Below are 14243 nucleotides of genomic sequence, written 5' to 3'. Positions count from 1 at the left end.
GGCGGCATGAAAAGCATGAATGAAATGAGCACTCAGAGCCTGCTGGTCGAACTGTTCGTCGAAGAGCTGCCGCCGAAGGCGCTCAAGAAACTGGGCGAGTCCTTCGCCGGCACGCTGTTCGAGCAGCTCAAGGCGCAGGGCCTGGCGGCGGCGGATGCCCAGATCACGCCCTTCGCCAGCCCGCGCCGGCTGGCCGCGCACGTCAGCGGCGTGGTGGCCCAGGCCGCCGACAAGCCGGTGCGGCACAAGCTGATGCCCGTCAGCGTGGGCCTGGACGCGGCCGGCAACGCCACGCCGGCGCTGCTGAAGAAATTGCAGGCGGTGGGCGCCGATGCGTCGGCGGTGCCGCGGCTCAAGCGCGCGCCCGACGGCAAGGCCGAGGCGCTGTTCCTCGACGCCCTGGTGCCCGGCGCCGCGCTGGCCGACGGCTTGCAGAAAGCGCTGCACGAGGCCATCGCCAAGCTGCCCATCCCCAAGGTCATGACCTACCAGCTGGAGCAGGGCACGCCGCTGCCCGGCTGGGACAGCGTGCAGTTCGTGCGCCCGGCGCACGGCCTGGTGGCGCTGCACGGCGCCGACGTGGTGCCCGCCACCGCCCTGGGCCTGGCGGCCGGCCGCGCCACGCACGGCCACCGCTTCGAGGCGCAGGCCGACCCGATCGAGATCCCGCACGCCGACCGCTACGCCGACGTGCTGCGCGCACAGGGCGCCGTCATCGCCAGCTTCGCCGAGCGGCGCGCCGCCATCGAATCACAGCTGAATCAGGCCGCAGCGCAGGCAGGACAAGCGCTGGCAGCTATCAAAGACGAAGCATTGCTGGACGAGGTGACGGCCCTGGTCGAGCGCCCGAACGTGCTGGTCTGCGCGTTCGAGCCCGAGTTCCTGCACGTGCCGCAGGAGTGCCTCATCCTGACGATGAAGGCCAACCAGAAGTACTTCCCGCTGCTGGACGCGCAGGGCCGGCTGACCCACCGGTTCCTGGTCGTCAGCAACATCAGCCCGCAGGATGCCAGCGCGGTGATCGGCGGCAACGAGCGCGTGGTGCGCCCGCGCCTGGCCGACGCCAAGTTCTTCTTCGACCAGGACCGCAAGAAGACGCTGGAAAGCCGCGTGCCGCAACTGGCCAAGGTGGTCTATCACAACAAGCTGGGCACGCAGGGCGAGCGCGTGGAACGCGTGCGCGCCATCGCCAAGGCCATCGCAGGCCAACTGGGCGTGGATGCCGCGCGGGTGGAGCAGGCCGCGCTGCTGGCCAAGGCCGACCTGCTGACCGACATGGTGGGCGAGTTCCCCGAGCTGCAAGGCGTCATGGGCGGCTACTACGCGCGCCACGACGGCCTGTCCGAGGACATCGCCTTCGCCATCGAGGACCACTACAAGCCCCGCTTCGCCGGCGACGAGCTGCCGCGCGGCCAAGTGGGCGTGGTGGTGGCGCTGGCCGACAAGCTGGAGACGCTGGTCGGCCTGTTCGGCATCGGCAGCCTGCCCACGGGCGACAAGGACCCGTTCGCGCTGCGCCGGCACGCGCTGGGCGTGATCCGCATGCTGGTGGAAAAAGCGCTGCCGCTCGACCTGCCCACGGTGGTGGCGCAGGCCGCCCAGACCTTCGGCGCGCTGCTGCCCGACGCGGCCAAGTCCAACGCGCAGCTGCTCGCCTTCGTCTACGAGCGCGTGGCCGGCTACCTGCGCGAGGGCGGCTACGGCGCCCAGGAGGCCGACGCCGTGATCGCCGCGCGCCCGATGTGGGGCGAGATGCCCAAGGCCCTGCAAGCGGTGCGCGCCTTCGCCGAACTGCCCGAGGCCCCCGCCCTGGCGGCCGCCAACAAGCGCATCGGCAACATCCTGAAGAAGGCCGAGGCCGAAGGCCCGGTCGATCCGCACGTGAGCGAGGTGCTGCTGCAAGAACCCGCCGAGCAAGCGCTGCACGCCGCCATGCGGCAGGTGGTGCCGCAGGCCAACGCGCGCTTCGACGCCGGCGACTACACCGGCGCGCTGCAAACGCTGGCCGCGCTGCGCGCGCCGGTGGATGCCTTCTTCGACGGCGTGATGGTCAACGCCGAGGCCACCGACCTGCGCCTGAACCGCCTGGGCCTGCTGAAAACCTTGCACCAGGCGATGAACCGCGTCGCCGACCTCTCACGCCTGGCGCAATGACTCACCCCCAGGCTGCGCGGACTGCGTTCCGCTTCGCCTCCCCCCTCTCTGGGGGCGCACCCACTGGCCGGGGGAACCCCGGCCACGGGCACACTGGCGCGGCCTGCTCCGCGGCCATCGGACTCTTGCGGCGCCGCGCTCCGCTGACATGGGTCCGCGATCGCTGAAGGCAGCCTCGGAGCGCGCCGCCACGCGCGCCGCCTGGCTGCTGTTCGCGCCGCCGCTGGCGGTGCTGCTGCTGCGCTTCGCGCTCGGCACGCTGGCCGACAGCCTGCCCCCGGCGCAGCCGCTGCACGCGGCGCGGGCGCTGGACGACGCTGGCGCGCTGATGTGGCAGGCCGCCCTGCCGGTGCTGATCGCCATCAGCGCCGCCGCCGCGCTGGGGCTGGCGCTGTACCTGGCCGCGCATGCGTGGGGCTGGCGGCGCGTGGCGCCGTGGCTGCTGGGCCTGTGGCTGGCCGTGTGCGCGGCGGCGGCCGGCGGCCTGGTGCTGCAATACGCCAACCGCGCGGCGCTGCGCGCGCTGCCCGAGGCCACCGCCACCGTGGCGCAGGCGCGCCCGCAGCTGGCCAGCGCGCGCGGCCCGGGCGGCGCGCTGGCGCTGCTGATGCTGCCCGGCGACGCGGCGCCGCGCCGCGTGCTGCTGGAGGGCGCCGACGCCCGCGCCCTGCCGCCCGGCCAGCCGCTGCGCCTGCAACGCGCGCGCGGGCGCTGGTGGGGCGAGTACGTCACCGGCTCGGACGCGCCCGTGGCGCCCGCGGTCCGATAATGGCCGCATGAAACTCGTCATCGTCGACCGCGACGGCACCCTCAACGTCGAGCGCGAGGGCTACATCCAGACCCCCGACGACTGGGAGCCGCTGCCCGGCGCGCTGGACGCCATCGCGCGGCTCAACCACGCCGGCTGGCAAGTGGTCATCGCCGCCAACATGCCGGGCCTGGGGCGCGGGCTGTTCGACGTGGCGGCGCTCAACGCCATCCAGGCCAAGCTGCACAAGCAGCTGGCGGCCGTCGGCGGCCGGGTGGAGGCGATGTTCTACTGCCCGCACGCGCCCGACGAGGGCTGCGCCTGCCGCAAGCCGCTGCCGGGCCTGTTCGTGCAGATCGGCGAGCGCTACAAGGTGGACCTGCGCCAGGTGCACGCCGTGGGCGACAGCGAGCGCGACGTGCAGGCCGCCGTGGCCGCCGGCTGCGTGCCGCACCTGGTGCTGACCGGCAAGGGCGCGCCCGCCCGGACCGCTCCGCTGCCGCCGGCCTTCGCGCCGCACACGCGCGTGCACGCCGACCTGGCCGCCTTCGCCACCGCGCTGATCGCCGAGGCCGAGGTCGCCCCGCCCACCTCGCGCGCCGCATGACGCTATAGAATATCTAGCTGCTGGCGCTTGCCTGGCGGGCGCTGGAGGGCCAAAACACTCATGAACCTGATCCGTTCCGTGCTCCACATGCTGTGGATGGTCGTCACCGTGATCCCCTGGGCCACGGTGGTGGTGCTCATCTCGCCCTTCGTCAGCCGCGAGCGGCTGTACCGCGTGTGCAGGGGCTGGCTGGCCACGGCGGTCAAGGGCGGCGAGGTGATCCTGGGCATCCGCAACCGCGTCACCGGCTGGGAGAACCTGCCCACCGGCCAGCACGACCCGGTGGTGCTGCTGGCCAAGCACCAGTCCACCTGGGAGACCTTCTGCTTCCCGGTGCTGATGCCGCACCCCGTCGCCTACGTGTTCAAGCGCGAGATCCTCTACGTCCCCTTCTTCGGCTGGGCCATCGGCCTGCTGGACATGATCCACATCGACCGCAGCCAGGGCACCGCCGCCTTCCGCAAGCTGCTGCAGCAGGGCCGGCGACTGACGGGCAAGGGCGTGTGGGTGACGATGTTCCCCGAGGGCACGCGCATCCCGCGCGGCGAGAAGGGCGTCTACCGCAACGGCGGCGCGCGGCTGGCCATCGACAGCGGCGTGCCGGTGGTGCCGGTCGCCGTCACCTCCGCCAGGTGCTGGCCGCGCAAGGCTTTCGTCAAGCGGCCGGGCGTGGTGCACTTCTCCATCGGCCCGCCCATCCCCAGCGTGGGCCGCCGGCCCGACGACCTCACGCGCGAGGTCGAGGCCTGGATCGAGGCCGAGATGCTGCGCCTGGACCCCGATGCCTACCCCACGGGCGAGGCGCGGCCCTCCGCCGTGCAACCCGGTGGCTAGCGCGCTGCACGCCATGCGCCAGATGCTGCTCGGCCTGTTCGAGGGCGACGCCGAGGCTTCAGAGCCAAATCGGCCTCCAGCGCCCGCCAGGCAAGCGTCGGCAGCTACTGAAACCATAGTATCCGAGCCCCCCGTCGCGCTGGGCGACGCGCTGGCGCCGGCCCGGTTCGCGCACCCCCGGGCGAACCGCGCCATCGTGCTGGGCCAGGCTCGCGTGGCCTACCTGCTGCGGCGCGGCCAGCGGCGCACCATCGGCTTCAGCGTGGGCGCCGACGGCCTGACGGTGAGCGCGCCGCGCTGGACCACGCTGGGCGAGATCGACGCCGCGCTGCGCGAGAAGCAGCGCTGGATCGTCGCCAAGCTGGACGAGTCGCGCGAGCGCCAGCAGCGCCTGGAAGCGGCCCGCATCGACTGGCGGGAAGGCGCCAGCGTGCCCTTCCTGGGCGAGCCGGTGGTGCTGCGGCTGGACCCGCGCCAGCGCCACGGGCGCGGCGGCGCGGTGCTGGACGCGGGCGACGGCGCCCCCACGCTGCACCTGGGCCTGCCGCACGGCGCCACGCCCGAGCAGCTGCGCGACACCACGCAGGCCTGGCTGATGCGCCAGGCGCGGCGCGTGTTCACCGCGCGGCTGGACCACTTCGCGCCGCGGCTGGGCGTGCGCTGGCAGAAGTTGAGCCTGTCCTCGGCCGGCACGCGCTGGGGCAGCGCCAGCGCCGACGGCTCGATCCGCCTGAACTGGCGCCTGATCCACTTCCGCGAGCCGACCATCGACTACGTGGTGGTGCACGAGCTGGCGCACCTGCGCGAGATGAACCACGGCCCGCGCTTCTGGCAGCACGTGCAGGACGTGCTGCCCGACTACGCCGAGCTGCGCGGCGAGTTGCGCGACGAGGCGGTGCCGCGCTGGTGAATCAGCCGCCCTGCACCAGCAGGTCGCCGGTGATCTCCGACACGCTCTTGACGCTGGTCAGCGTCATCGCCACGCGCATCTCTTTTTCAAGCAGGTCCAGCAGGTTCGCCACGCCGGCCTGGCCGTCGGCGGCCAGCGCGTAGACGAAGGCGCGGCCGATCATGGTGCAGTCGGCGCCCAGGGCCAGCATGCGCACGATGTCCAGGCCGTTGCGGATGCCCGAGTCGACCAGGATCTTGATCTGGCCCTTCACCGCGTCGGCAATCGGCGGCAGCGCGCGCGCCGACGACAGCACGCCGTCGAGCTGGCGCCCACCGTGGTTGCTGACGATGATGCCGTCGGCGCCGAAGCGCACCGCGTCCTTCGCGTCCTCGGGGTCGAGGATGCCCTTGATCAGCATCGGGCCCTTCCAGAAGTCGCGGATCCACTCCAGGTCCTTCCACGAGATGCCGGGGTCGAAGTTGGCGCCCAGGTAGCCCATGTAGTCTTCCAGGCTGACGTTCTGGCCCTTGTAGGTGGAGATGTTGCCCAGCGTGTGCGGGCGCCCCAGCAGGCCGACGTTCAGCGCCCAGTGCGGGTGCGTGACGGCCTGGGCATAGCGGCGCCAGGCGGCGCCGGGGCCGCTCATGCCCGAATGCGCGTCGCGGTAGCGGGCGCCGGGCACGGGCATGTCCACGGTGAACACCAGCGTGGAAACGCCCGCGGCCTGCGCGCGCTCCAGCGCGTTCTGCATGAAGCCGCGGTCCTTCAGCACGTAGAGCTGGAACCACATGGGGCGGCCCAGCTTCGGCGCCACTTCCTCGATCGGGCAGACCGAGACGCTGGACATGGTGAAGGGAATGCCCTTCTTGTCGGCGGCGACGGCGGCCTGCACCTCGCCGCGCCGCGCGTACATGCCGGTCAGGCCGACCGGCGACAGCGCCACGGGGATCGAGAGCTGCTCGCCGAACAGCTCGATGCCGGTGTCGAGCCGGCTCATGTCCTTGAGCACACGCTGGCGCAGCGCCACCTCGGCCAGGTCGCTGACGTTGCGCGCCAGCGTCTTCTCGGCGTAGGCGCCGCCGTCGATGTAGTGGAACAGGAACGGCGGCAGCCGCCGCTCGGCGGCCGCGCGGTAGTCGGTGGTGGAGGAGATGATCACTTGACCACCATCAGCGTGAACGGCCAGACGTACGCCTGCATCGTCACGTACAGCCCCACCAGGCAGGCCAGCGCGATGGAGTGGAAGAACACGTAGCGCAGGATGTCGCCCTCGTGGTCGAACCAGCGCGTGGCGGTGGAGGCGACGACGATGGACTGCGCGTCGATCATCTTGCCCATCACGCCGCCCGAGCTGTTGGCCGCGCCCATGAGGTTGGGCGACAGGCCGAGCTGCTCGGCCGCCACCTTCTGCATGCCGCCGAACAGCACGTTGGAGGCCGTGTCGGAGCCGGTCAGCGCCACGCCGATCCAGCCCATCAGCGTGCCGAAGAACGGGTAGAGCACGCCGGTGTTGGCGAAGGCCAGGCCCAGCGTGGTGTCGGTGCCCGAGAAGCGCGTGAGCGTGCCCAGGGCCAGCATCAGCACGATGGTCAGCAGCGAGTACTTCACCAGCCAGAAGGTCTTGAAGAAGGTGCGCACGATGGCGACGGGGTTGTACTTCATGACCAGCGCGCTGACGATGGCGGCCAGCAGGATGCCGGTGCCGGTGGCCGACAGCAGGTTCAGCGTGTAGACGGCGGCCTCAGGGTGCGGCGTGGTCACCACGGGCGGCACCTTCATGATGAGGTTGTGCAGGCCCGCGATGGGGAACTTGGGCGCGAACAGGCCGTTCAGCCACGCCTTCACCGGCGGCAGGCCCCAGATGAAGACGAACACCGACAGGATGACCCAGGGCGTCCAGGCGGCGATGAGCGCGTCCTTGGAGTGGCGCACCACCGGCTGCGGCGGCTTGGCTTCGGCGGCGCTGATGTCCTTGCCGCGCATCGCCGGCGAAGTCCAGACCTTCTTGGGCTGCCACACGCGCAGGAACGCCACCAGGCACAGCATCGAGACGATGGCGGCGATGATGTCCACCAGCTCCGGCCCCATGAAGTTGGACACCAGGTACTGCGGGATCGCGAACGACAGGCCGGTGACCAGGATCGCTGGCCAGATCTCCTTCATGCCCTTGAAGCCGGCGAACGCCCAGATCAGCCAGAACGGCACCATCAGCGAGAAGAACGGCAGCTGCCGGCCGATCATGGCCGTCACTTCCTGCAGGTCATAGCCGTGCACCTGGGCCAGCGTGATCACCGGCGTGCCCAGCGCGCCGAAGGCCACGGGCGCGGTATTGGCGATCAGCGACAGGCCCGAGGCGGCCAGCGGCGAGAAGCCCAGGCCGATGAGGATGGCCGCCGTCACCGCCACGGGCGTGCCGAAGCCGGCCGCGCCCTCGAAGAACGCGCCGAAGCAGAAGGCGATCAGCAGCAGCTGGATGCGCCGATCCTCGGTGATGCCCGAGAGCGAATCCTGCAGCACCTTGAAGCTGCCGTTCTGCTCGGTGAGCTGATGCAGGAAGATGATGTTGAGCACGATCCAGCCGATCGGCAGCAGGCCGGTGAAGCCGCCCAGCATGGCGGCGCGGCCGGCCATGTCGGCCGGCATGCCGTAGGCGAACACGGCCACCAGCAGCGCGGCGACGAGGCCCATGCCGGCGGCGATGTGCGCCTTGATGTGGAAGAAGCCGAGGGCTCCGAGCATCACGACCACCGGAATCGCCGCCAGCGCGGTCGAGATGATCATGTTGCCGAACGGGTCGTAGATTTGCTGCCAGGTCATGGCTTGTCTCCTCGATGTCGTTGTACGCAATGGCTGGGGCGCGCGAGGCCCTGGCTCCGGAACGGCCCGCCCCCGCCTGACCGCGCGGAGGGGCGCCGGGTGGCACTGTAGAAGCGCGGGCCAGGGCGGGGCGTGAAATGTGCCGGCGCCGCCCGTGAAAATTTTTCATCGCCGGGCCGCCGGCGGGAGGATCGTGATCAGACCCCATAAATTACCGACGGCTTCCAGCATTTGCATGGTCAGTATGCCGAACTGCCGGCCGGCGATGCGCATGTCCCCACGATCCCTGGCCGCACGGAATTCGCCCAGGTCGTACTCGATGCGGGCCATCACCGCGTCGCCCAACTGCCTGCGCGCCTGCTCCGGAGCAGCGGGAAAATCGTGATCTGACCCTGATTATTCCCAGTTGTCGGCATGGCCGCCGCCGGGGTGGTAGGCCCAGCCGGGCTGAAATCATCGTGATCTGACCCTATTTCCCCCCGGGGAAATGTTATCTGACTCCGATTACTCTGGACCCAAGCTACCGCTCAAAAAGCAGATCGAATCGAAAGCCCGTCAGCCCTGTATCTCTTACCTTCGTCACGAACGCCTCGTTGACATAGGTAGTATTGCGCCGAGTCTGAGGAATCTTGAAGATCGGCGGCAGTTCAACCACCGAATCCAGCAGCACATATTTATCAACTGCCATCACGCGGCCGCTGCTGAAGCGCACGATTTCAGAACGCGATTCATCCAGGATGTCGACAATGGTGGTTGGATTGAATCCGAAGTAGAGAATCGGCTCATCCAGCTCGATAGGGGCAAATTCGCCATATTCACTCAGTAGAGGGCCGAGCGTCATGATGGCGCGCTCAGAAAATGTTGATATTGGGGCCAATCCTATGTGAGTGAAGTCAGGCAAGATATCGGGACGCAAAGAGTCACCCTCTTTATTTCTAATCCCTTTTGTGGGAAATTAGGGTCAGATCAAGTTTTTTACCCATGAAAAATGTTCTTCGCCAGATCGATGCCAACGGTGGTAGCTTGCATGGTGGACGCTCCTGTCTGGATGACAAGTGGTTGATCGGATCTCCACTTTGGCTCTTCAGGGCCAATCAGGTGGGGGCGTCCATTCCATTAATTTTCCTCTCGCCTGGGAAATCGTGATCTGCCCCCGGTTATTCCGGTTATTCAAGCGGAAAATCGTAATATGACCCCGATTAACTCGCCGATTAACTCGCCGATTAACTCGCAGCTTGCATGAATAGAATGGTATTCCAAATCGAATTCATGGTTTCTGGATCTTTAACCCACACCTTATCTTTGTCATCAGAAATAAAATCCGAGACGCCCGATTTTCCCCTAGACAATGAATTCAATCTCAGCATCGACAAAAAATCTTCGAAAGAATATCTTTTGTGTTCTCCATTAGAAGTCAAAGCGTAGATGCCTCTTTCGCCCAACGAAAAATACAACCCATCATCAGACTCCATTAAAAATAATATATTGTCCCCATGCCTTTCAGTTACATTTTTTGCCAACTCACCATCCGCCTGCCTTATGGATGCACCAGCCAGAGACAGCAATTGATTTTTATCTAGTCGCCGTTTTAACCCCTCTTTGTTAATCAATTCAAACTCCTTGTGAGGATGTACATGTTATTCGGATCATTGGTTCTTGTAACCTGAAATCCCAAGAAATTTCGGCTAGATACTAGCGCACTCTCGAGCCTGCTTGCTATCGAAGGATTAATAATCGGCCCGGTGTTAATCTGAACCGAGGTTGCACCAGCTCGGCGAAGAGCATCCGTAATCGCAGAAATATCACCCAAACTGACTTGCGACGTGTAAATAATCGATAGTTGAGCACGCCCGTTCACTATAGAGATATCTGCAGGATCAAAGCCCAATCGATTCGCCGCCGCAAGCACCGACGGGGAACCAAAAGCATCCCCTATAGTGCCATGGCTTCCATTCTGAAAATTTGCCCCCCCGCGTTGAGCAGCCCGCCCGCCCGCAGCCGGCCCCTGCAATTCACCATTCCGAACGGCATCAGCCAAGCGCCCGACACCCCTGCCCGCCACGGCTGTCAGCGCTGCCACGCCGCCGACGGCTTCCAGCATTTGCATGGTCAGTATGCCGAACTGCTGGCCGGCGACGCGCATGTCCCCACGATCCCTGGCCGCACGGAATTCGCCCAGGTCGTACTCGATGCGGGCCATCACCGCGTCGCCCAACTGCCTGCGCGCCTGCTCCGAGGTGAGCAGCGCCTGCATCCCTTCGTAGAACTGGCTGGGGTTTTCCATGATGCCCCGCAGTCCGTCGAAATTCTCCCAACCGCGTATGCCGACGCCTTCCAGGTAGCCCAGCGTAAACGTCGCACTGTCTATTGCACCTTGCGGTATGTTGATGCCCTCGAACCCCGGTCCGGCAGCCAACCGGATGGCGTCGGGATCGGGGCTGCCGTCACCCGCCAGCGCTCGGTCCAGCAGATCGAGAATTCCGTCCCTGACCGCCCGTCGCTCGTCATTGGCCGCGATGAAGTCGCCCAGGGGGTCAGCCGCCGCCCGAGCCGCGCTGTCCGCCTCATCCCGCACGGCATCACCCAGCACCCCGCCGAGGAAGTCACTGGCGAACCCGGCAGCCGGGTCCCCAGGATTGGCCACCACGCGCATCGCACTGCTGGTGGCCCGCGCCAGCAGCCTCATCGTGCTGGCCTGCGATTCGCTCAGGCTGCCGTTCCTGCTCATCTCGGCGATCTCGGCGTTCAGCATCCCGCTGACTTCGCCGGCCACGCTGGCCATCAGGCTGTTGACGAAGCCGTCCTTGAACTTGCCGCCCACCACCGCCTGGATGGCCCCTTGCAGGGTGGCGCGGCCGGTGTGTTCGATCAGGCGCTGGCTGAAGCTGGCGGTGGCGGTGCTCCGGCCCAGGCCGGTGAGGTCGGTGAGGCCGGCGGTCAACCCGCCGGCCAGCGCGGAGGTGAGCACGCTCTTGAAGCTGACGTGGCCGGTGGAGACGTATTGGTTCAGGGCGCTGCCCACGGCCCCGGCGGCGGCGCCTTGGGCGACGACGCTGCCGGTGGCCTGGGCCACCGCGTTGCCGACGCCCCAGGCGCCCACGGCGGCGAAGGCCGCGCCCATGATCTGGGGGAAGTAGCGGTCCAGCCAGTTGCCCTTGAGGTTCTTCTTGTCGGTGACGAAGCCGTGCGCGGGGTCGAACCAGACCAGCTCCTGGTCGATCAGCTGGGTGATGCGGTCGGGGTCGAGGTGGTGGTAGGGGCGTGTGATGTCCGAGGGAATCCAGCCGTCGTGGGTCGACAGGGCCTGGAGGCCGTCCTCGAAGTCCGCGCGGCGGCCTTCGCGCACGGTCAGGCCGCAGAGCTCCCAGTGGGCGGGGGCGCCGCTCTCGCTGTCGGGGGCGGGCACGAACCGCAAGGGCTCGCTGCCGTGCAGATGGGCGAAGGCGCGCTGCGCGGGGCTGTCACCCTGGGCGTAGGCGCGGGCGAAGGCGCCGGGGTCGAACTGCCAGCTGGGGGCACTCCAGTTGTCGGCATGGCCGCCGCCGGGGTGGTAGGCCCAGCCGGGCTGGTCGGTGGTGGGGGCGGCTTCGCCGCGGCGGGGCGCGAGGGGCGAAGGCGGCGCGGGCGGGTTCTGCCGCGCCTGGTCCAGGGCCTGGAGGAAGGCGCTGTCCACCGCGCGCTGGGCCTGCTGGTATTGGTACAGGCGCGCGGCCAGCTCGGGGCCGTAGCGTGCTTCGATGCCTTGGCCGACGGTGGTCCAGGTGGGCAGGGGCTGGAGGTCGCCGCCGAAGTGCTCGATGAGCTCCTGCGCGGCGGGCTCGGCCAGCAGGAGTTCCAGCGCGGCGATTTCCATCGGGTCGGCGCTGGGGGGGGCGGGGGCCGGGGTTTCGGCGGGGGTGGCGGTTTCGGCGGGGGCGGGGGGCTCGGTGGGCGTGTCGGCCTCGGGCTGGGCCTCGGGCTGGGCGTGTTCTTGCAGGAGGGGCTTGAGCTGGAGGGCGATGGCGGTGTCGGGCGGGTAGTCCAGCAGGGGGCTGGGCTGGGGTTTGTGCTGGCTGGTCTCGAAGCCTTGCCAGGGGTTGCCGTTGCCTGTGGGCAGGGGCTGGCCGGGGTGCATCAGCGCGCCGAGCGTGGTGTTGGCGGGGGCGGCGGGCTGGGGCTGGGGCTGGGGCTGGGCTTGCTCCTGCGGCTGGGGCTGGGGCTGCGGGTCGGTGGGGGGGACGGGGTTGTCCCAGCCCAGGCCGGCGGGGGTGGACGTGACTTGCATCAGATGGGGCCTTGTGTGTCGATCAAGGCGCCTTGCATGGCGCGCCCTGTGCGTGAAGCTTGGCAGGGCGGCGCCCACGGGGCTAGCTGGGATGGTTACGGATGGGAAGGTTACTTAGTATTCAATTGGCGGCAGGCGAGCATCCGGCAAGCTGCGGGAAGCCATGAAGTCAGGGGCGGTTCCGTGGCCGTGAAGCGGGCTGGGCCGGCATTGCCCCGTCGTCATCCCCGCGTCTTTTCCGCCAGCCCCGGACGGCCCGCCGCCGCTCAGGCGCCGGCCTTCTCGTCCACCACCTTGGCCGGCGCGCGCCGGCGGGCCGGGGCCGAGGCGGTGTCGGCCTTGGGCGGCGGCGCGCAGCGGGCGGCGGCGGCCTGGGCGCGCAGGCCGGCCAGGCGGGTGGAGATGTGGTCCAGCACCGCTGGCGGCAGCGGCTGCTGGAACTCGTAGTCCAGCCGGCCGATCTCGGCCGCCACAAAGCTGCACTCGGCGGCTTGCTGGCTGGGGTCGGCGCCGCCGGACAGCGGCGCCGGCCGCGCCACCACGGCCGGCACGCCGTCGCCGGCGGAGCCGACCACGCCGTTGGGGTCCATGCCGGGGGTGTCGGCGGCCTGGGCCTGGCTGCCCTCGGGGCAGGGGGCGTTGGTGTAGGTCACCTGGCCGTCGGTCACGCACTTGTTGATGCCGCCGCCGGCCACGGCGGGCGCGGGCGGCTCGCCGGCCGCCGGGCCGGGCTGCGGCGGCCGGACGGTGCGGCCGCCGCCGGTGCCCACGCCCGACAGCGCGTCGGGCATGGCGGCGGCACCGGCCGACGCGGCGGGCCGCGGCGGCGCCTCGGCGCCGTTCTCGGCCACGGCGCGGCGCCGCGCCACGTCGCCCGCCAGCCAGCCGTAAGCCTGCCAGGCGCCGATCAGCAGCAGCACCAGCGCCACGACGGCCACCCCCCAGCGCAGCAGGCCGGGGCCGGCGTCGGCCGGGGGCGGCAGCAGCGGGCGGTCGGAAGGGTCGGCGGCGTCCTGGGTCATGGTCGTGCGGCGTTGGCGCGAAAAAGGCCATCATACGGGAGCCGCGCGGGCCGGCAACCCGCCCACGGCTACAGATGAAACAGGCCGCCAGCGCTCATCCAGCAAGCGCTGGCAGCTATACATTAAGTAGCAAACTGCATCCATGACGCCGCCACTGCCCCCTTCCCCCTGGCCCGCGAGCGCGCGGCTGCGCCTGCGCGAGTTCGCCGCCCACGACGCGCAGGACATCGTGGACATGCACCACGACCCGCGCGTGCGCGCGCTGCTGGTGGACGACCACCCGCTGCACGAGCCACGGGCGGCGCAGGGCTTCATCGCCGGCATGCAGGCTTTCTACCGCCGGCACGAGGGCACCGGCATCTGGTGCGCCGAGCGCGCCGTGCCGCCCGACCCGGAGAGCGTGGCCGAGGCGCGCGCCGCCCACGCGGCCGGCGAGATCGACGACGCCCTGCTGGCGCGGGTGCAGGCGCCCACGTGGCGCTTCATCGGCTGGTTCAGCCTGGTGCACCTGATGGACGCGCCGGGCGAGCTGGAGATCGGCGCCCGCCTGCTGCCCGAAGCCTGGGGCGGCGCGCTGGCGCTGGACGGCGGCGAATGGCTGCTGGCGCGCGCCTTCGCCGGCCTGGGCCGCGCGCGCGTGTTCGGCCACTGCGACCCGGCCAACCGCTCGGCCGCGCACTGCCTGCGCGTGCTGGGCTTCGCCGGCGCCGGCCTGGCGCCCTACAGCGGCCACGAGGCGGCGCGCTTCCAGCTGGAGCGGGCGCACTGGGCCGGCTGGCACGCGCTGCCCCGGCGCGAGCGGCTGCGGCGCGTGCGCGGCATGGGCTGAAGAACCGCCGGGCGCGTGAGTTCGTATCGGCCGGCGCGCACGGCAGGCGGCTCGTCATCTCATCGCCGGCGGCAGC

General features: G+C 69.3%; 13 protein-coding genes. 6 read left to right on the top strand and 7 right to left on the bottom strand.

Annotated elements, in window-relative coordinates:
• The first annotated feature begins 24 nt into the window (after nt 1-24).
• The 5 genes from glyS (at nt 25) to QM772_RS12180 (ending at nt 5253) form a co-directional block, all read left to right on the top strand.
• Nucleotides 25-2154, top strand: coding sequence for a glycine--tRNA ligase subunit beta (gene glyS, locus QM772_RS12200; RefSeq protein ID WP_415136818.1), 2130 nt, complete (start codon nt 25-27; stop codon nt 2152-2154).
• Nucleotides 2155-2302: 148 nt separating this feature from the next.
• Nucleotides 2303-2923, top strand: a complete 621-nt coding sequence (locus tag QM772_RS12195) for a hypothetical protein (RefSeq protein WP_415136816.1) — start codon at nt 2303-2305, stop codon at nt 2921-2923.
• Between the two features lie 7 nt (nt 2924-2930).
• Nucleotides 2931-3509 (top strand): D-glycero-beta-D-manno-heptose 1,7-bisphosphate 7-phosphatase, encoded by a 579-nt coding sequence (gene gmhB / locus QM772_RS12190; protein WP_415136814.1) that lies wholly within the window; start codon nt 2931-2933, stop codon nt 3507-3509.
• A 60-nt stretch (nt 3510-3569) separates the two neighbouring features.
• Complete coding sequence (locus QM772_RS12185) at nt 3570-4343, top strand: lysophospholipid acyltransferase family protein (protein WP_415136812.1); 774 nt, start codon at nt 3570-3572, stop codon at nt 4341-4343.
• Nucleotides 4344-4356: 13 nt separating this feature from the next.
• Complete coding sequence (locus tag QM772_RS12180) at nt 4357-5253, top strand: M48 family metallopeptidase (protein WP_415136810.1); 897 nt, start codon at nt 4357-4359, stop codon at nt 5251-5253.
• A gap of 1 nt (nt 5254) precedes the next feature.
• Here the strand turns inward: QM772_RS12180 and lldD are convergent, their stop codons facing one another.
• The 7 genes from lldD to QM772_RS12145 form a co-directional block, all read right to left on the bottom strand.
• Complete coding sequence (lldD, locus tag QM772_RS12175) at nt 5255-6394, bottom strand: FMN-dependent L-lactate dehydrogenase LldD (protein WP_415136808.1); 1140 nt, start codon at nt 6392-6394, stop codon at nt 5255-5257.
• Nucleotides 6391-8052 (bottom strand): L-lactate permease, encoded by a 1662-nt coding sequence (locus QM772_RS12170; RefSeq protein WP_415136806.1) that lies wholly within the window; start codon nt 8050-8052, stop codon nt 6391-6393. The genes lldD and QM772_RS12170 overlap by 4 nt, the downstream gene beginning before the upstream one ends.
• Before the next feature lie 165 nt (nt 8053-8217).
• Nucleotides 8218-8382: a hypothetical protein gene (locus tag QM772_RS12165; RefSeq protein WP_415136804.1), complete on the bottom strand. Its 165-nt coding sequence runs from the start codon at nt 8380-8382 to the stop codon at nt 8218-8220.
• A gap of 190 nt (nt 8383-8572) precedes the next feature.
• Nucleotides 8573-8893, bottom strand: coding sequence for a hypothetical protein (locus QM772_RS12160; RefSeq protein WP_415136802.1), 321 nt, complete (start codon nt 8891-8893; stop codon nt 8573-8575).
• Nucleotides 8894-9275: 382 nt separating this feature from the next.
• Nucleotides 9276-9662: a hypothetical protein gene (locus QM772_RS12155; RefSeq protein ID WP_415136800.1), complete on the bottom strand. Its 387-nt coding sequence runs from the start codon at nt 9660-9662 to the stop codon at nt 9276-9278.
• On the bottom strand, nt 9659-12316 hold the full coding sequence (locus tag QM772_RS12150) for a hypothetical protein (protein WP_415136798.1): 2658 nt from the start codon (nt 12314-12316) through the stop codon (nt 9659-9661). Before QM772_RS12150 ends, QM772_RS12155 begins: the two co-directional genes overlap by 4 nt.
• Before the next feature lie 266 nt (nt 12317-12582).
• On the bottom strand, nt 12583-13338 hold the full coding sequence (locus QM772_RS12145) for a DUF4124 domain-containing protein (protein WP_415136796.1): 756 nt from the start codon (nt 13336-13338) through the stop codon (nt 12583-12585).
• A 142-nt stretch (nt 13339-13480) separates the two neighbouring features.
• Here QM772_RS12145 and QM772_RS12140 point away from each other — a divergent pair, with 142 nt between their 5' ends.
• Entirely contained in the window at nt 13481-14167 is a 687-nt protein-coding gene (locus QM772_RS12140; protein WP_415136794.1) for a GNAT family N-acetyltransferase, read from the top strand.
• Nucleotides 14168-14243: the final 76 nt, after the last annotated feature.

Origin of the sequence: Ottowia sp., assembly GCF_047601385.1 — a bacterium.
Lineage (GTDB): Bacteria > Pseudomonadota > Gammaproteobacteria > Burkholderiales > Burkholderiaceae_C > Ottowia.
The sequence above is the reverse complement of the archived record's forward strand: the minus strand, read 5'-3'. Positions and strand labels throughout refer to the sequence as shown.